Below are 19442 nucleotides of genomic sequence, written 5' to 3' on the forward strand. Positions count from 1 at the left end.
CAAACACCACCCCATCACCGATCTTCGCCAAGCCCGGTGATGGGGTATCAATAACAGATCAGAGATATAGAAGGGTCAGGACCCATTGATTTCCGCGTAGGGCGTGGTTCACGGTCCGAAAACGAGCGGTGAACACGTCTGATCTTTTCTGGCTTAAGGACGCGCAGATGGCGCGCCTTGCGCTCTTTTTCCCGAAGTCCCGCGGCAAGCCATGCGTTCATGATAGACGTGTCTTGAGCGGCATTACCTTGTTCAATCGCAATTGCTTAAGATGGCGCGATGCGCCCGCATGTTATGGACCGCACAAGACGCTTTACAACTGTTGGAAGCGGTGGAGCGAGAAGGGCATTTTCGCCCAGATGTTGGCGGGTCTGGCTGCCGAGCACGGCAAAGAAACGACCGTGAGGACACGTCTCTTCGAAACGACGCCGCGACTGCCGGTCAATGGACGCACCGAATCTGAGGGCACACCGCACGGCAACCGGCATGACCGTCGCAAAAGGGGGCGGGGACGCGGGATCGGCCGGACCAAGGGCGGCATGAACACAAAGCTGCACGCCATCTGAACCGGCAAGGGGCGCCCGCTGAACCTGTGCGTCACCGCCGGTCAGCTCAGCGACTGCATCGGCGCACGGGCCGTTCCTGAGCGATGGCAGATACAACGCCTGGCAACGGTATGCCGGTTCGATTGGACCTGTTTGCCCTTCCAACGGTTGTCGCGGATGCCCGGGACACACCCTGTCACGATTGGCCTTACACAAGCACAACGTCATCAATGATGCTGGACGTGGCCGTGATGCCGGTGAAGGTCAGTGTGTCGCCATTGCCAAAGTCGAACACTATATCGCCATTTGCATTGCGGGTGGCGTAGCTCGACAGGTCTCCGGGAACCGGGTTGGCCTCCGTCAGCAGGTCGGCGTCGATCTCAACACTGTCAATGTTGTTCTGGAAATCGGCGATGGTGTCGGCCCCGCCACCCGACTGGAACACAAATGCATCCGCACCGATCCCGCCATTCAGGGTGTCGTTTCCGGCACCGCCATCCAGCCTGTCGGCCCCGGCATTGCCAGCCAGCAAATCGTTGCCCTCATCGCCCTCAAGCGTGTCCGAACCGTTGTTGCCTCTCAGTGTGTCTTGCCCTGTACCGCCAGACAAAACGTCATTGTTGATCCCGCCTTCGAGCAGGTCGCGCCCGTCTCCGCCGCGCAGGGTATCGGCGCCTGCATTGCCGAAAAGCGTGTCGTCGTCCCCGCCGCCCAGAAGGCTGTCGAAACCCGCGGAGCCGGAGAGCAGGTCATTCCCGCCATCCCCGAGCAAGGTATCAAGGCCTAGCCCGCCGGCGAGAGTGTCATTGCCCAATCCGCCGCGCAGAAAGTCGAAGCCGTTATTGCCGGTCAGGCTATCGTTGCCCGATCCGCCTTCAAGACTGTCGTAGCCGTCAAGACCGATCAGAGTGTCATGCCCTGCGCCCCCTGTGGCGGTGTCAAACCCGATGCCGGTATTGAGGCTGTCATCCCCGGCGCCGCCTGTCATCAGATCCAGCCCCCCATTACCGAACAGCGTGTCAGCCCCATCACCGCCGTTCAGGGAGTCGCTCCCTGATCCGCCTGTGAGCGTGTCGGTCCCGGCGCCGCCCAGCAGCGTGTCCGCGCCGTCATTGCCTTGCAGGGCGTCATTGCCGCCATCGCCCTGGATCAGGTCATTGCCGGCTGCGCCGCTCAGGGAATCGTTGCCGTCATTACCCCGCATGCTGTCGTCGTTCAGGCAGCCGTCGATGGTGTCGTCACCGCTTTCGCCTGTCAGGGCCAGCACCGGGCCGATGGTGGTCAGAGCGCGGATCTGACCCGCGACGGAGGCTTCATCAGACAAGGTGGTGACGCCATTCACGAAGTAACCGGAGATCGCGGTCTGCGCCGTATCGGCAGACACCGCCTTGGCCGCGGTCACATCTGTTGCGATCTCCGCGAGGGTGAGCGGGAGCGTCACGCTGCGCCACCCCCCGATCTCTTGTGCGAGCGCGCCCGCCATGATGTTGGCAACCGGCGCGCCGTTCAGGCTGCCCACGGCCCTTACGCCAGCCATGTCCTCTGCGACAGCGCTGGATATGGCGCATTCTATCGCTGCGGACAGGGCAGAAGACTCCTCCGCCGCCCTGGCGGTGGCCTGTGCCAGTTCAAAGGCGAGGGCCATTGCCGTGGAGTCCATCAACGCCGTTGCGGTCGCGTTGGACTCACGCTGCGCCACGGCACCGGCCGAACCAAAATCATCTGCCGTGGCCTCGGCCGCACTGGTAAACATGGCAAGGGCTGAGGCGTCCGATGTGTCCGATGCATTGGCCGACGCGGCAGAGCGATACAGCGCGGCGGCGTTGGAAACCCCGGTATTCAATGCATCAGCATTCGCGACCGAATTGTCCCCCCCAAGCGCTGTCGCACTTGATCCATCATCAGAGGTTGCAACGGAGACGGAGCCTACATCAGCGGTCGCACTCGCGATGCTCGCGTTGTCTGCTCTCGTTGTCGCGCTGCTTGTATCGGTCGCCGTCGACGTTGCGACGGATCCGTTTGCTGCCAAAGCCCCTGCATCGGATCTGTCGGATGAAACCGCGGAAGTTGAACTGCCCCCATCCGCCACAGAGCTCGCGGCGGACGCTTCCAGTGCATCAGCGGCTGCAATGGAAGAATTGTCGGCAACGGCCTCCGCCTGAGATGCGTCACGACTGGTTGCAACGGCCGTAGACTGGTTGTCCGCGGTTGCCGTTGCGGTCGAATCCGCATCGGCTGACGCCGTAGCCGAGCCCCCTTCACCGGCCGTGGCCGAGGCGGTGCTGTTCCCTCTGGAAAACGCTGTGGCGTCGGCGCCTGTTTGGAACGTCGCGCGGGCGGTGGATGTGGCATCATCCAGCGCGACGGCGAGGGCGATGGTCCCCTCATAGGCCGCAGATGGCGAAGCGTCCACGCGTTGGATGGTGGTGTCGATGGTTGGCGCGCCCGTCAGGTCAAAGGCCGTCAGGATGGTCTGTAGATCGTCATCAAGCGCCAGCGCAAAATGCACAGCCGCCTCTCCTGCCAGAGCGGAGGCGGAGGCTTCGATGGTGGTTTCGGTGTCGGGATTGTCGCGCAGGTCGATCTCGACATCGTAATTGGCGGAAACACCGGCAGGTGGCGGCGTGGCATCCACGTCGAATGTGACTGTACCGGTCTCGATCCCGCTCCCGGTGGTGATCTGGTAGGACACAACAACGGCGGCGGTGCTACCCGAGCTTAGCCCTTGAAAAGCCATGGCTCCTTCGGTGGCAATGATCAGCTCCCCCGCTTCGCCCGCGCCCGCATTGTAGCTGACGCCGACCGCCGTCAGGCTGGAGGTGTCCCCGTCCACCGTCACGCCCGTCAGAGCAAACGCCGATCCTGGCAGCGTCGTTTCCAGCCCAAGAAAGCGATCCACAAATTCCGCCGCGCCAAAGGAAACGTCGAAACCGGATGTGATCGGTCCAAAATCAAAACTCATAGCCTACGTCTTTCGCCAAAAGTCAGTCGGTCAATTCAGGCAACGATACCCGAACCCAAAGGAATCTCCATCTCATTTCTGTCGCCGCACCAAACTGCACTTTATGCCGTGCCACCGTCCAAAACCCTTCAATGCAGCATTGACGGACGACGCAAGCCTTGACGGAACTGAATCGCAGCGTCGCGCCTCGTTCCGAACGGCAGCTATGGACCGAAATGGACGCTGATCCGCGCCACGTGGCTATGGATGCTGCGGGTCCTCCGAGGTCCTCAACGAGCCCATTGTGACAGATGCCGCGTCTTGTACGGATGTCAGCCTATTGGGATGAGCGACGAGGCCCGATCAAATTGGTTAAGATTTTGTCTGACAAGATCTTGTTGCGCAAAGTGGCTGTGCGCCGGATTTGCCGTGTCCCCGGACGGACCCGGCCTTTGAGCTCTCTGATGGGTCCGCTAGGCGCGGTGTAGCCGTTCAGAAGGGTGATGCGGACCTGCAACTCGGCGACCTGGCGAGCAAAGTCGCGTGTCATCAGGGCGTGACCGGGCAGGTTGACGCAATTCTTCTGGCTCTCGGCGCGGCTCCGACCGTGGTAGCCAGACCACCTCCACCACAGGGCGCCGCCGAGATATCGCGGGGCACGCGCGGTCTCGTTCTTAGCCCGCGCATCTGGGCTCGTGGGCTTCCAGGGTTTGGCGTGCTTGCGGGGCGAGATGACAGTGGCGGCATGTCGAGCCGCGATGGACGCGAGCCAGCTCTGGGATACTATGCAAGGTCCGCGGGGGCGGCATGCCACCCACGGAGCGAATTTAAACACATGCCAAAGGCCGCTCCGCGCTCCTTCGGCGGGACCGGCGCAATTCGGCCAAGCCGGGCACATGCCTTGCAAATCAGTGCAACATTGACGGCACGTTATTGCCCGTGCTGCCCTCAGCGCGCTTGTTCAGAGAATGAAATCGGACTGATCCACGGTCCCGACCACATAGACCTGGGCGTCTGTCGTGGCATCGCCATTCACGTCGAGGCTTGCAATTGTCACTGGAACGCCAGCCTTGGTCGTTTCCAGCAGCGTCATTTCACCGGCCGTTCCAGAGAAGCTCGCAACCACAACGAACGACTGATCCAACCCGATACCCGTATTGGCGTCGATTTGGGACAGGTCGATCACGTCGCCCTCTGCACGAGAAAAATCGCGCACCTCGTCGCGCCCGAACTGCCCGATCCCCATCTCCGAAATCGCGGCGAAGTGGAACACATCCGCGCCGCTGCCGCCGGTATAAAGGTCGCGCCCCGGCCCGCCGTCGAGGAAGTCCGCGCCCGAACCGCCCAACAACTGATCGTTGTTGGCGCCGCCCAGCAGCCGGTCGTTGTTGGCCCCGCCGAGCAGCACGTCATTGCCCGCAAGTCCGTTCAGCGTGTCTTGGCCAAACGACCCTTCAAGCCGGTTGCCATGAATCTCCGTGCCGGTGATCTCGTCGTCAAAGCCCGACCCGAACGCGTGTTCCACACGAACAAGCGTATCGCTGCCGCCTCCGCCCGTGGCCGTGCCCGCTTCAAGATTGACGACCACCGCGGACTCCAGACCGACATAAAGCACCGTGTCGAAATTGGTGCCGCCATCGATCATGTCATCGCCAAGACCCCCGTTCAAGCGATCCGCAAAACTGCCGCCCGACAGGCTGTCGATGCCGTCGCCGCCTTCGAGACGATCCTCTCCCGCTCCGCCGAGTAGCGTGTCCTCACCGTCATTGCCGCGCAGTGTGTCGTTTTCGAGGAGCCCGTCCAGCTCGTCATGACCGTCGCCGCCGTCGATGGCATTGGCGCCGTCGTCGCCCCGGATCACATCGTTAAACGCCGATCCGCGCAGGTTCTGGATATTGAGCAGCGTATCTCCCACCGCATCGCCGCCGCCGAAGAACCCCTGTTTCAGGTTGATCAGCACCCGCGCGTCCGAATGCGCATAAGACGCCACGTTGACGCCGCCTTGACCGTCGATCTCGTCGGCACCGCCGCCACCTTCGATCTCATTGTTGGAGCCATCGCCGCGCAGCACGTCGCCAAAGGCGGACCCACGCAGGTTCTCGATGGATGTCAGCGTATCACCCGCAGCATGCCCACCGGCTTCGAAATTGGCACCGAGATTGATCACCACGCGCGCGTCCGAATGCTCGTAGGACGCGGTGTCGGAGCCGCCTTGTCCGTCGATCTGGTCGCCATCGGCGCCGCCTTCGATCACGTTGGCCGCTTCGTCCCCGCGCAGGATATCGTCAAACGCGGACCCGCGCAGGTTTTCGATGGACGTCAGCGTGTCACCCGCAGCATGCCCACCGGATTCGAAACCCGCGCCAAGATTGATCACCACGCGCGCGTCAGAATGTTCGTAAGACGCGGTGTCGGATCCGCCCTGACCGTCGATCTGGTCGCCATCGGCGCCGCCTTCGATCACATTGGCCTCGTCGTCGCCCCGCAAAATATCATTGAAGCCTGAGCCGCGCAGGTTTTCGATGGAAATAAGGGTATCGTCATCGGCATCGCCGCCGGCTTCGAAATTGGCCGCGAGATTGATCACCACCCGTGCCCCGGAGCTTTCGTAAGATGCGGTATCGGACCCAGCCTCGCCGTCCAGCGTATCGCCACCCGCGCCGCCCTCAAGCGTGTCATCGCCACCGCCACCACGGATCACATTGGCGAAGGAACCCACCGCCGAAAGCGCGTTATCCCCGTCGTCGCCCTGTATCCCGGCTTCACCGGCTACGCGCACATTCTCGATATTGGTGACGATATCCCGGTCAAGACCGCTAAACAGGATCCGGCCCACGCTCAGATCGACAACCTGGGTAGACGCAGGAGAGATACTGCCTGACGCAGAGAAGAAAAACAGATCGGTTCCAGAGCCGCCATCAAACGTGCCGATGGCTGAAGACGCGGTAAAACTCTGCTTTTCGAGGATGTCGTCATTTTCCCCACCGCGCAGCGTATCGGCCGCGTCCCCCTCTTCTCCCGAAAGCAGCGTATCGTTGCCCTCACCGCCTTCGAGGCTGTCGGCCCCAATGCCGCCGTCGAGGGTGTCGGACCCGATGCCACCAAAAAGGCTGTCATTCCCCCCGCCGCCATCGAGGCTGTCATTCCCCTCTCCGCCATCGATGATTTCGACATTGGCACCGCCGGTGATGGTGTCACGCCCGCCCTTGCCCAGAAATGTAAAGGTGACGCCAATATCGGCCACGACGCCGTTGATCACATCGTTGCCCGCCGCCGCGTCGATGTTCTCCACCCCGAGAAGCGTTCGGTTAGGGTTAAAACTGACGCCCCAGGTGCCAGGATCAAGGTCGAAGCTGAGGTCTATGAGATAGGTATCCTGGATATTCAGCGTATCGTCCCCGATGCCGCCGTCAATGCTGTCGAAGCCATGACTGGCCGCATTGAAAAACAGGTCGTTGCCACCCCCACCGTTCAGGCTGTCAAAACCGAGGCCTCCATTGATGGTGTCATTGCCTCCACCGCCGTCTATCTCGTTGACGCCGTCGTCGCCGATGAATTCCTCGTTGGCGTCGCTGCCGCGGACGTTTTCAAAATTGGTCGCGGATTCTATCTGGGTACCGAACCGGACCTCTTCATTCAAAAGGTCATAGATCGTGCCATTGGACATGCCGCTGCCAAAGAGCCAGTCGACATCAGCGCCGCCATCGCGGGATTCACTGTCAGACACAGCTGAAATCCCAATGCTGTCATTCCCGTCGCCGCCAAAGACTTGATTTGCACCCGCGCCATCCGTGATCGTGTCATTGCCATCATGACCGAACACGCTGTCTGCAGAGGCGGCAAAGCTGTCGTTGCCGATGGTGCCGATCTGCCACCCATCGGGGCTGTAGACCGGATTATTCACCGTATCACGGGTATCAAAGATTTCCGCCTCGATGTCGCTCCCGCTTCTGAACGTGGTGACAAAGCGCCCATCGGCCAGGCCAATCCCGCCCATATCCCTTTCGACGCCGGGATCGCGCGTCACAGTCGCACCCACAGCGGTGCCCGTCGCACTGAAGCGCTGCATGGCAAAGGTGTTGGCCTCATCATCGTCATAGGCCACGACAAAGCCGCCATCGGCCAGCGCGATCAGGTGCGGCTCGTTGTTGTCGTCGGTCGAGCCATCGCTGTCGACCAGAGTGACAGCGCCCTGCTCCACACCGGCATTGTCATACCGTTGGAACTGGAGATCGATGTCACTGCTGTCGCTGTTCTGCCAGGCGATGACAAAACCGCCCCCCGTCAACCCGATGACGGATGCATCCACATCACTTTCGCCATTCGTGAAGGTGCCGCTCACAAACGCCGCACCGACAAAGTCGCCCGTGGTGCCGTTGACAATCGCGAACCCGAGGGCGTCTTCGCGACCGCTTTCCCGGTCTTCGTGCACCACGACATAATTGCCGTCCGACAGCGCCGCGATATCGGTCATGTTGCTGAAGGCGGACCCGGAAAGGACCTTCGTAGCCGATCCGACAGTCGCATCCGCGGCCACGCGCACTGTCTGGACCTCTGTGTCCGCCTCGTCGGCGTCCGACTCATCGGTGAATTGATAGGCCACCACGTAGCTGCCATCGCTCTGAGACGCCACCGACGGTTTAGAGACGATATCGCCCGCCGTCGGAGTGGATGCGATGGTCAGGCTGTCGCGTGACCCGATGGTGCCATCGGCATTGGTCGACCATTCCGAGGCGCGAATTCTGTTGCTTGTGGCCGTGCCGTCATCATCCGTATAGACCACGACAAATCGGCCATCTTCCAGCGCCGCGGCATCGAACTCGCGTTCATCATCCGATTGGAATCCGTTGGCGATGAATTCGCTGCCAATCTCGTTGCCAAGCGGGTCATAGATCTGGCCAATGATGTCAAACCCGTTGCCGGTGTCGCCGACCGCGTCGGAATCGTCCGCCCAGAATACGACGATGTTGCCGGTGGTCAGCTGGATGACAACCGGCTTCTCCTGGGTGGATCCGCCAGTGCCGGATGTGGTGTTGTTGACGGTAAACTGGTCGAGCCAGGTTTCAGGTGTCGTGGGCATGGAAATCTCCTGATAAAATCGTTTTTCAGGCCCGACATTCGTGTCCAACCCCCGTTTGGCACTGACGTTAGCCGTTGATCATTCGTTTACCAATGATAATCGCGTGACAGCCACAGTAATGCCCCGCAACCGGATCGCTGCTGCGCGGCTGTCTTCGTTGCCCCAAAAATGCGCATGGTATGCATATCGCGCTGGGCATCAACGGTCCCGGATGAGCCTGTTTCAAATACAAGATTGCCGGCCCGGAGGTCGCGCAACAGCCGGTCATCTCCGCGTATGCCCGCAAGCCTGTCAGTGCCTGCCAATCTCGCGATCGGGACCCACAACGCGCCGTTCGCCAGAGCGCAGCCTAAAACCGGGTCGCCAGCGTTGACGCCCAAGCAGCTTGCATCGAGCCGGGATCATCCCCGGAGAGCGGTGCCCGGATAAGCCGTTGGTGGGTTTCAGCACTGGACCGTGACCAGCCATCTATAAGGCACTGCACATTCGGGCATTGCCTCATTTCGAGAGCCGTCTCGGTCCGCGGAACACGCTGGATGGCACCGAGGCGAGGTCCAGACCGCAGAACTTGGGGAACTGGCTTTGGTGTCCGAACCGTTGCAGATCGCCTGCTTTGGCCGGAATGGTCAGGGCGTTGATCTGGTCGATACCGGGGACGGTGGTCAGCAATTAATGGTGCGGGTGGCCGGATGGGCGCTTGGAGACGCGGTCTTCGATCCCATCGTGTGGTCGAATGAAACTGCGCCTCTCAGCGGGTCATCGGCGCGTCGACCGGCTGCGTGGTCAGAGTATTTTTTGCTGGTATGGATTTTTGGAGCAGGGTAACACTTTATTCATTGAAACCGACATGGGATGTTACCTGAGCTTATACCGAGATTCTGCGCGGTTTTGCGCACGACCGATCTCGCGTCTTGATCCCGCTTTTCCACACTTACAGCTTGAAACCTCGGTAGAGGGCCGGGTCCGACCATGGCCCTGAGGCGCTGATTGTGCCGCAACTGTGCGTGTTCCGGACGGCCGGCTGAGGCGACCACCAGCCCCCCTGTGTTCTGCTACTGACAGCGCTGATGCGACACTACTTGAAAAGGATTGTTCCATGACCCAACCCCTCGCTCCTGTTGGAGCCGGTTCCAACAATGGTGAAGTCGTAACCTTACCCGGCGGCGGCTTCATGGTTGTCTGGACGCAGCTTGTCTCGCCCCTGTTTCCAATTCCGAATGTCGAGGACGATCAGTTTACAGCGGTTCTTGGGCGGGTGTTTGACGCGGGTGGCGCGCCGCAGGGCGCTGTGTTCCAGGTCAACGAGTCCGTTGCGGCATCGGGGCAAGGTCAGCCGGATATCACCGTTCTGAGCAATGGCAGGGTTGCCGTGGTCTGGACCGACGGGCCGTCGATCAATGGCGGCGCGGTGGAGGCGTATGGCCGGATCCTCACGGCAACCGGCGCGCCAGTGACGGGCGAGATCCAGCTTGCCACGACGACTGCAAATGACCAGCGCATTCCGCAGGTGGCCCCGACGTCGGACGGCGGGTTTGTGGCGACCTGGTCGGACGGGCGCACCTCCAACACCTCCGAGATCTGGTATGCGCAGCGGTTTGACGCGACGGGCGCGCGGGTGGGGGATGAAATCTACCTCGCTCCGGATTCCGCGTCTGAGGACAGTGCGCTGGTGACCCTTGGCGACGGCGTTTTCCATCTGTCGGCGGAACGCAGCACGACCTTCAACCTCGACACCTACGAGGATTCCTCGGGCCGCAACATTCCGACGATGCTTGGATTTTCCAGCTTTGCCGGCAATGGCCGGACGGGCGGTTTCGAGGATGACGCCATTGCCTTCGGGGATGGGCGCGTGGCCTATGTCGGAGTCGGTGATGGCGGCGGTATTCAGGTTCAGGTGCGCGACTCGGTCAGGCAGGTGCCCTTCAACCAGGAACCCTATCCCGACGGCACGCCCCGCCCGGATTTCGAGACCGTTCTTCAACAATCGGAGAACAACGTAACCAATACGCTGAACATTTTTGTCGATGTCGGGACGCTCGACTTCCGGCCGCCGGCCCCCGCCGCGAAGATTGCGGCGCTGCCGGACGGCGATCTGGTGGTGGTCTGGACGCAGGTCTCAGGCGGCACCGAGGCCGCTCCGGAATTTTCTCTCTTCGCCCAGTTGATTGATGCGGGCCTCTTAGCCCTGTCAGAGGTGCAGACCATTGCGACAGGGGTTCAGGGCACCGATATCGCGCCGCCATTTGTGAGCGCGGGCGCGGACGGGCGCGTGTTCATCGGCTGGACTGATACCACCGACCGTAACGGAGCAGGCACAAACGAGATCTTTGGCACTGTCATCACCCTTGAGAGTTTCCCCGAAGGTGTGCGCACCGACGGGCCGGACACGGTTCTGGGTTCGGATGGCGACGATACGTTCAACGCCACCGATGACGGCGATGACGTCTATGGCCGAGAGGGGGACGACATCTTCTTTCCGTCCGGCAATTTCATCGGCACCGGCGGTGTGTTCGAGAGCTGGTTCGGCGGCGCGGGTGACGACCGCTTTGTGCTCGATACCGAAGGCGGCGAGCTCCGCGGCAGCGGCGGGGCCGGATATGACACGCTCGATTACTCGACCATGACGGTGCCTTTGGTTCAGGGTCAGGATTTCAACCTTCAGGGTATGGACGCGATTATCGGCACTCTGGGTGACGACATGATTTCCGGCAGCAATATGGACGTGCACGCCGAAGAGGGCGACGACACCGTGTCGCTGTTCAACCTCAACCGTTTTGACAGCATCGACGGCGGGGCAGGGGTCGATATCCTCGATATCCCGCTGGAGTCGGAAAACTACCTCGTCACGCGTATGGGTGACCATTATCTCTTGCAGCAATATCAGCAGGATTTCGCAACCAACGAGCGCTTCCTTGATCCCGAATACCAGATTGAACTGCGTTCGATTGCCGAGATCCGGTTCAGCGACAGGACCGTCCAGCTCGATCCGACCCCAACGCGCCCCTCTGGCGGGGTCGGCAGCGAAGGCGGGTTGATCGTGCCGCCGCCGGAGCCGGGACTCCTCGACTCCGGCACGCCGGGCGCGGACAGCATCACGGGCGGGACCGGCAATGACACGCTGTCTGGCGGCTCCGGGGGCGATACGCTGGACGGAGGGCTTGGCGACGACAGCCTGTCCGGGGGTATCGGTTTCGACGATCTACGCGGCGGCGCCGGCAATGACACGCTGATCGGGCAGAACGGCTTTGACAGCCTGTCCGGCGATGCGGGCGATGACAGTCTCGTCGGAAATTTCGGCAACGACACCGCCTCGGGAGGAGCGGGCGATGACACACTGGAAGGCGGGCTCGGCTTCGATAGCCTGATGGGGGATGCCGGGGACGACAGCTTGCAGGCACGCGACGGCTTCGACACGCTTGAAGGGGGTGCGGGCAACGATACGCTTGAGGGCAACAATGGCAATGACAGCCTTGACGGGGGCGCGGGTGATGACGTGCTCCAAGGCGGGCTTGGCGCCGATGTGCTGATCGGGGGCGCGGGCGATGACCGGCTCAGCGGAGCCAACGGTTTCGACACGCTGGAAGGAGGCGATGGCAATGACACTGTGCTTGGCAACGCGGGCAATGATCGCGTCGATGGTGGCACGGGAGACGACACGCTTCAGGGCGGTCTTGGAGCCGACACCTTCGTCTTTGCCGCAGGCGCAGATGTGATTGCCGATTTCCAGAACAACATCGATGCCATTGAGATTGCCGCGAGCCTGCTTTCGGAAGCGATGCCTGTGCCGGATGATCTGCGCAGCTATTCGCGGCTCGATGACGCCGGCAACCTGATGCTGGACTTTGGCGGCGGCACGACCTTGACCTTCGTGGGTGTGACAAACACCAGCGCGATCCTCGACGATGTGACCTTCGTCTGATCGCGGGGCACCGTGCGCCATGGTGACGGGCCGGGCCGGGGGAACCTTTCGGTCCGGACGCCGGCCTTTCATGGCCTGCGCAACACTTACCGCATGGGGCGAGGGGCAGGTTTCCGCGGTGATCTCTGCGGCTTTGCAATGCGTGTTCGGCAAGGCCCGGGTCCGTGAAAAGCTGTTCAACGGGGAACTGTTCAAGAGCCTGCGAGCCGCCCAGATCCTGATCGGGTAAGGGCGCGTTCCATACAATACAGTCAGGCCGGCATAGTGCATTGCGATACGCCCGCACCGCAAAGCATCGTCCCGAGGGCCAAGGGTCGGGAGGGATTGATCTCCGCCACGCTGCGTGCCTCACGACTACAACTCGCGGAGCGGTGACAGGAAAGATCTTTTCTGGCGGACCACGGCCCGGCAGTGCATTGCACAGCAATATCACGAGAGGGGATGCGCAGAATGCGCGTCCGCACCCGTTCTTTCCGTAGTCCCCGCGGCAAGCCGCGCATGGACTGCAGGCGGGTTTCACTTGGAGATATCCCGTTTAATTACAATGGCTTGCAATGGCGTGACGTTCCTGCGATCCATGAGCCGCGCAAGATGCTCTACAGTCGTTGGACGCGTTGGAGTGAGAAAGGGATCTTTGACCGGATGATGGCTGGACTGACCGCCAAGCTCGGCGAGCTGAAGAGTGTGATGATCCTCTCTCCTCAAAATTCCGTCCCGACCGCCGGGCAGCGAACGCCCCTGATCTGAGGGTCCATCGCATCGCGACCAGCACGTCCGCAAAAAAGGAAGGGCGGCCGCCTGTTTGTCCGCACCGAGGGAGAGATCAACTCAAATGCTTTCCTTGGAAGGCAAAGGCCGACCCTCTCAACGGCGTCCGCCTCGGGAAGGTACAGGACTGCCTGCGAAATTCTGCGCCTGATCGTAATGCGCGGAGGTTGCCGCGCGCAATGCTTGCTCTCCGGGCACCGCGCCATCAGGCAAACACGATGTCATCCAGAAGCGTGGTTACAGTCTCTATCCCGACAAAGGTCAGGGTTTGCCCGTTCCCGAAATCGAACACGACAAAGCCCTCCGCATCCCGCGCCGCAAATGAACGCAAGTCGTTTGCTGTCGGGTTGGCGGTGCCAAGAAGAGCGGCGTCAATCTGCACGGTGTCGGAATTGTTGGCGAAATCGGTGATCCTGTCCTGTCCGGATCCTGCGCTATAAATGAAGGTATCGCGAGCGATGCCGCCATTAAGCGTATCATTGCCGGGCCCGCCATCGAGCGTATCCGGTCCGGCATTGCCAAAAAGCATGTCCGCCCCGGGGCCACCCTCGAGCGTGTCGATCCCATTGCTGCCTTCCAGCGTATCGTTGCCAAGCCCGCCGATCAGCAGATCGTGGTTGATCCCGCCAAAGAGACGGTCGCCGCCGGCGCCGCCATCAAGTGTATCGGCACCTGCTCCGCCGTTCAGGGTATCCGCCTCAGTGCCTCCGTTGAGACTGTCGAACCCGGCATTGCCATTCAGAAGGTCGCGCCCGGTGCCGCCCTCCAGCGTATCCAGGCCCAGGCCGCCCTCAAGCGTATCGTCATCGGCCTCGCCGCGCAGATGGTCAAAGCCGTTATTCCCCCGGATCAGGTCATTGCCCGCACCGCCGGACAGGTTGTCGAACCCGTCAAGCCCGATCAGCGTGTCGTCGCCGGCCCCCCCGGTGACGGTATCAAAGCCGATCCCGGCCCGCACGCTGTCATTGCCGGAGCCTGCGTCGATCACGTCGCTCCCGGCGCGGGCATCGATGGTGTCGTCCCCGCCTGCGCCGGTGATCGTTTCGGATTGGCTGTTTCCGTCGAGCCGCTCGGATTCGTCGGTGCCGCCAACGGTTCTCAGCCCGCCGAGGATGGTCTCAATGCCGGAAAACCTGCCGGAAATCGCCATGGAGACATCGGAAAAGGCGATCTGGAACGCCGCCGTGTCGGGCACGACGCGGGACGCATCATCAAAGCTGTCGGCAAAGGCCGGATCAGCCTCCAGCACATCCTGCGGGGTCAGGGCGGGGCCATTGCCCGCGGGGCTGCGCGCCTCGCTTGTGCCGGTGTCGGCCCATACCGGCTGCGCCACATCGATCACCCCTTCGAAGGTGCCTTGATGCGCGTCATACGTGACGCGGGCGCTGCGGTCGAACTCCAGCGTGTCGGAGCCTGCACCACCGTCTATGATGGACCGACCGTGTCCAACGACAAAGTAATCGTCGCCGGCACCGCCATCGGCGCTGTCGTCACCGACCAACACAAGCCGGTCGTCGCCACCGCGCCCGATCAGCGTGTCATTGCCTGCCCCGCCAATCAGCACGTTCCCTGCACCATCGCCACGCAGAACATCGTCGAGCGACGTGCCGGTCAGGTTCTCGATCCCGGTCATGCTGGTGGTGCGGGTGCTTCCGCCGCCAGTTTTGGTGGCGAGACCTTCCACCAGATCCGCGGTCACGGCGCTGTAATCCGCCACGGTCGCGAGGAACTCGAACCGCGCGCGATTGCCGCCGGGCGTTCCGAAATCGAAACTGGCCGTATCCACCCCCGGTCCGCCATCCAGTGTGTTGTTATCGGAGCCGCCGTTGAGCACGTCGTCTCCGCTCCCGCCATAGAGGGTATCGGGCGCGGCGCCGCCATAGAGATCGTCATTGCCGCCGCGCCCTTCGAGCCAATCGCGCCCACCGGCACCGATCAGGATATCGGTTTGCTCACCGCCGGCCAGCGTGTCCGCATGCCGGTCGGACCCGATCACGATTTCGAAGCCAGCGACCGTGGCGGTGATATCGTCGGAGCCGATATCCGTCACCGTGCCCGCTGCAAGGTCGACGTTCAAACCCGCGCCCGGAATGACCGGGTGGGCTGAGAGAATATCCTCTCCCGCGCCGCCCGTATAGCTGCCCGTCGCGCGCAACAGGAACAGCGCATCGTTGCCCGCGCCACCGTCGACTTCGGTCAGGATCCGCGCACTGCCGGCCACGACAAAGATCTCATCATCGCCTGTGCCGCCGTCCACATCGGCGGTATGCGCGACGCTGATCGTATCATTGCCGGTCTCGCCCGCGACGGTGTAGCTCTGGCCATTGCTGTTGCCGGTGCCGCTGACATGGACGCGGATCTCATCGTCACCCGACCCGGCGCGGATGACCACATCCTGACCCTGAGTGATGTCAAACAGATCGTCGAAATCGCTGCCGATGAACGTGCCGAAGCCGCCATCCGTCAGGGAGCCGACAGTGAAGCTGGTCACCGCGTCATCGGCCGCAAGGTCTTGCCGGTCAATCGCCGAGTAAGCCTGAATTTGGCGGTTTCCGCCGTTCACATCAACGATCCGCCAGCGCACATCGGGTATAGTGGACAAATCGAGCGTGTCATTCACGTCGCCGCCATAGGCGGCGCCCCCCGTTCCGGCATAAATCAGGTCTTGCCCGTCGCCGCCGCGCACGATCTGCGATGTCTCGCGCGCGTGGATCGTGTCGTTCCCTTCCGCACCGTCGAGGATGTGGTAGGCAGGCTGGTTGCCCGACGCGCCGAAAAGCACGTCGTCGAAATCCGAACCAACGAAGCCTTCGATGTTGACGGCGCGATCTGTGGCGATAACGGTTTGCCCGTCATCGGACAGGCGTTCGATGCGCGCATCGCCGCGCAGGCGAATGGGGCCGGAGCTGTCCTGATCGCGGCCTCTCTGAAGGACAAAATTCTCGCGCGCCTGTTGGATGAAGGTCTGGTCAAACGGCCGGCCCTCATTGCCACCCTGACCACCCAGATCGCCGGAATAGACCAGCCGGTCATTGCCCGCACCACCGTCATAATATTGCGCGCCTCCAGGTACCGCGCGGTCTGCGACGACAAGGTCATCATTTCCGCCCTGACCATATAGCAGATCAATGCCCGGCCCGCCGATCAGAACGTCATTCCGCCCGCCGCCGCTCAGCGTGTCATCGCCGCCGCGCCCGTCGAGCACGTCGCGCAGATCCGCCGAGGACAACACGTTGTCGGCATCATCGCCAAAAAGGAAGGCCTCCCGCTGATCCTTCACCGACACGTTTTCCACATTTTCAAGCAGCGCGCTGACAACGCCGGAGATGGAAAAATGCGCTCCGCTCAGGGGGGACGGGCTGGCAAGGTCAAGCAAGGCAGGATTGCCGCCTCCTGCGCCATCGTCATAAAACACATAGGTGTCGAGCCCGGCACCCCCGTTGATCGTGTCATCGCCGCCAAAACCGTCAATGATGTCGTTGCCCGCATTGCCGATCAGCAGGTCGCGCCCGAGCGTGCCGGTCAACTGATCGTCGCCCCCGCCACCGGTGAGTGTCGTAATGCCTGACGCGTTGCCCGTTGCAAAAAGATAAACGGTGTCGATCTGGCCGTCATTGTCCGCGTCGCCCTCGTCGCTGCGGTCCAGCGCACCGCCCGCCGGGACCGAGGCAACCTGGTCGAACAGCGCGTCGATCGAGAGCGTTTCAACCCGGCCCGTGGCGCCCCCGAGAAAGGTCACACGCTCAATACCGACAAGCGTGTCCCGACCATCCAGCGAAACGCCGCTGATCGGGGAGGTGTGTTCGATCACCACAGTGCCGTCTTCGTCGTTGCGGTTGAACTGATACTGGGTGAGCGGCCCGGCGAACACGGCGATATCCTCGTCCGGACCGCCAATGAGGGTGTCGTTCCCCTCGAATCCGAAAAGGACGTTTTCGCCACCGCTTGCGGTGATGATGTTGCTGTTCGCGTCGCCCAGCATCAAGAGGTCTTCGATCGGGATCGGGGCGAGCCCGCCTGCGCCGTCGGGGTCAAAGGCGGCGGTCAGATCGTCATCCTCGTCGCCGCCGCGCACATTCGCGGGCAGTTCGATGGCAATGCCGACCCCGCCGGTGCTCACCGATCCGATCTGGGACTGGATCACGCCGTTGACGGTGTCGAACCCGACCTCCAGCACCCGCGCCTGCAAGTCTTCGAGCACCCACTGCCCGATGCCGAACGGGTCCGGCACTTCCGGCGTCGCGGCGCCGCCGCTCTCTGTGCGACCATCGCCGTCGGGATCATCGCGGTCGTCGTCAAAGCTGCGCAGCACCGTTGCCGGATCGAACTCGGCAAGCACATTTGCAGCTTGTTCATACGCCGCTTCGAAGAGATCGAGGACATCGACATCGGGGAGTTGCTCGAGAACGCGTTCCTCGGCGGCCCTGAGGAGGTCCTCCACGCCGATCGTGTTTGTGATGAAATCAACCGCGCGGTCGATTGTCAGCGCGGAGATGGCCGACAGCGCATTGAGCGCGGGCTCGATCGGCTTGAGGATGTTGTAGATCTGGTTGAGCGGTCCGCGAATATCGTCCAGCACGTCGAATACGCGGTTCATGGCTTGTTCGACCGCGATCAGCTGGCGGAACTCCGCGCTGGGCACGTCGCGCTGAAACCCGGCCAGAAATTCCCGAACGCTGTCGGTTTCAGGGGTGGCCGGGTTGTTGTAGACGGCGTTCACCGCCTCGATTGCGGCGAGCGGTTGTTCCAGAATGGTGCCGAGCGCGAGGATCGGTTCGTCGGCGAGAATCGCGGCGCGGCCTGCGAAGCTTGTTACGGCTTCGAAATTCTCGACCTGCTGCGCGATTTCCGTTTCCACGGTTTCAAGATAGCCGTCGGCCGTCTCCAGGCTGGACACAACGCGGTCGAGCGCGGCCTTGGCCGGGTTGTCGCGGAGCGTCTGCACCGCGTCGTCCAGGGTTCTCTCCAGCCGGTTGACCACCGGTTTGACCGCATCGACGATCCTGTCACCGACACGTCCGAAGGGGCGCAGTGCAGAGACCAGACCCATCAGGGAAAACACCAGTTCGAGCTTGGAAAGGTCGTCGCCAAAGGCCGCGACTTCGTCGCGTAGCTCTTCGACTTTGTCGATGGCGCGGTCCACCGTGCCGAGCGTGTCGAGCACGCTGCCAACGCCGCCGCGGATTTCGGTCACATGGCCAAGGCTGGTGTTCAGAGCGGCGTCGAAATCCTCAATGTTGCAGACAGCCTGTTCGAGCGCAGAGGCGTTGGATGTCGTGCTCATGAATGACTCCCTGAACCAGCGGTCGGCGCGCCAAACAGCAGCGCCTGAAAGACTTTGAAAAAACCTTGGGATGAGCGTGGGCCATGGTGGGGGCTGCGGTCAAGAAAAACGATGCTGCCGATGCTCTGGAGGCCGGCACGGCCAACACGGTGCGGCAGGGAAAGCCTGTGCCGTATCGAGGCGCAAAAAAGCCCGCGAACGCAGGGCGCTTGGCGCTTAGAGATGGCCCGCAGGCGGGGTCAAGAGGCGAGAGGCGCGATGAGGTCTTTGCCGCTTGCCCGGTTGGAATTGACTTTTGGATCAACCCGGTAGAACCGCACCGCGTCATGGGGAGCGGCTTTCATGAGGGTGGCCGCGCCGTGGCCTTCTTCGCCCAGCCATTTTGCCCAGTCGCCTGCAGCGAGGATCACCGGCATCCGGTGATGGATCGACGCCATCGGACCGTCCGCCGGGCAGGTCACGATGGCGCAGGTGCGGTAGGCTTCGCCTTCTCGCTCCCAATCCTGCCAGATGCCCGCGAAGGCCAGCGGCGCCTCTCCGGTTGGATGAATGTACCAAGGCAGGCGTTTGTCGTCGTCATCTTTGGTCCATTCGTAAAAACCCGACGCCGGGATCAGGCAGCGGCGCTCGCGCACGGCAGCGCGGAACGCGGGCTTTTCCGCGATGGTTTCGGCACGCGCGTTGATCAGCAGCGGGCCGCCATTGGTTGCCTTGTACCAGTGCGGCAGGAACCCCCACCGCATCGGGGCAAGGCGGCGCTGGCCTTCCTCGGTGCGGACGGTGTGGACCTGGTTGGTGGGGCAGATGTTGTAATTCGGCACGTCCGGAAGGTCGTTGGCCGGCACCGCGTCAAAGAGCTGCGCCATGGCGTCGGTGGGCAGGGTCAGGGCAAACCGTCCGCACAT

At 62.2% G+C, this 19442-nt stretch carries 6 protein-coding genes and 4 pseudogenes; 4 read left to right on the forward strand and 6 right to left on the reverse strand.

Annotated elements, in window-relative coordinates:
* Positions 1-167: 167 nt before the first annotated feature.
* Positions 168-641, forward strand: a pseudogene (locus tag J1C49_RS14880) (IS5 family transposase); the annotation flags it as partial.
* Between the two features lie 112 nt (positions 642-753).
* Here J1C49_RS14880 and J1C49_RS14885 read toward each other — a convergent pair.
* The 4 genes and pseudogenes from J1C49_RS14885 to J1C49_RS14900 all read right to left on the reverse strand — a co-directional run.
* Positions 754-3507: a hypothetical protein gene (locus J1C49_RS14885; RefSeq protein WP_227446630.1), complete on the reverse strand. Its 2754-nt coding sequence runs from the start codon at positions 3505-3507 to the stop codon at positions 754-756.
* A gap of 427 nt (positions 3508-3934) precedes the next feature.
* Positions 3935-4249 (reverse strand): annotated as a pseudogene (locus J1C49_RS14890) (IS5/IS1182 family transposase); the annotation flags it as partial.
* A 198-nt stretch (positions 4250-4447) separates the two neighbouring features.
* Positions 4448-8566, reverse strand: a complete 4119-nt coding sequence (locus J1C49_RS21835; protein ID WP_304522432.1) for a calcium-binding protein — start codon at positions 8564-8566, stop codon at positions 4448-4450.
* A 501-nt stretch (positions 8567-9067) separates the two neighbouring features.
* Positions 9068-9235, reverse strand: a pseudogene (locus tag J1C49_RS14900) (transposase); the annotation flags it as partial.
* Positions 9236-9662: 427 nt separating this feature from the next.
* On the opposite strand from J1C49_RS14900, the gene J1C49_RS14905 reads away from it, so the two are divergent.
* From J1C49_RS14905 to J1C49_RS14915, 3 genes and pseudogenes are all read left to right on the forward strand, one after another.
* A complete protein-coding gene (locus tag J1C49_RS14905; RefSeq protein ID WP_227446631.1) occupies positions 9663-12485 on the forward strand; it encodes a calcium-binding protein in 2823 nt (940 codons plus the stop codon).
* A 70-nt stretch (positions 12486-12555) separates the two neighbouring features.
* A complete protein-coding gene (locus tag J1C49_RS14910; protein ID WP_227446632.1) occupies positions 12556-12714 on the forward strand; it encodes a hypothetical protein in 159 nt (52 codons plus the stop codon).
* Between the two features lie 187 nt (positions 12715-12901).
* Positions 12902-13316, forward strand: a pseudogene (locus J1C49_RS14915) (transposase); the annotation flags it as partial.
* A 142-nt stretch (positions 13317-13458) separates the two neighbouring features.
* Here the strand turns inward: J1C49_RS14915 and J1C49_RS14920 are convergent.
* Together J1C49_RS14920 and J1C49_RS14925 are read right to left on the reverse strand one after the other, a co-directional pair.
* A complete protein-coding gene (locus J1C49_RS14920; RefSeq protein WP_227446633.1) occupies positions 13459-18537 on the reverse strand; it encodes a hypothetical protein in 5079 nt (1692 codons plus the stop codon).
* 239 nt (positions 18538-18776) lie between these two features.
* On the reverse strand, positions 18777-19442 hold the full coding sequence (locus J1C49_RS14925) for an SOS response-associated peptidase (protein WP_227446634.1): 666 nt from the start codon (positions 19440-19442) through the stop codon (positions 18777-18779).

The sequence above is a fragment of the Cognatishimia sp. F0-27 genome (genome assembly GCF_020667845.1).
Classification (GTDB): domain Bacteria; phylum Pseudomonadota; class Alphaproteobacteria; order Rhodobacterales; family Rhodobacteraceae; genus JAFMPQ01.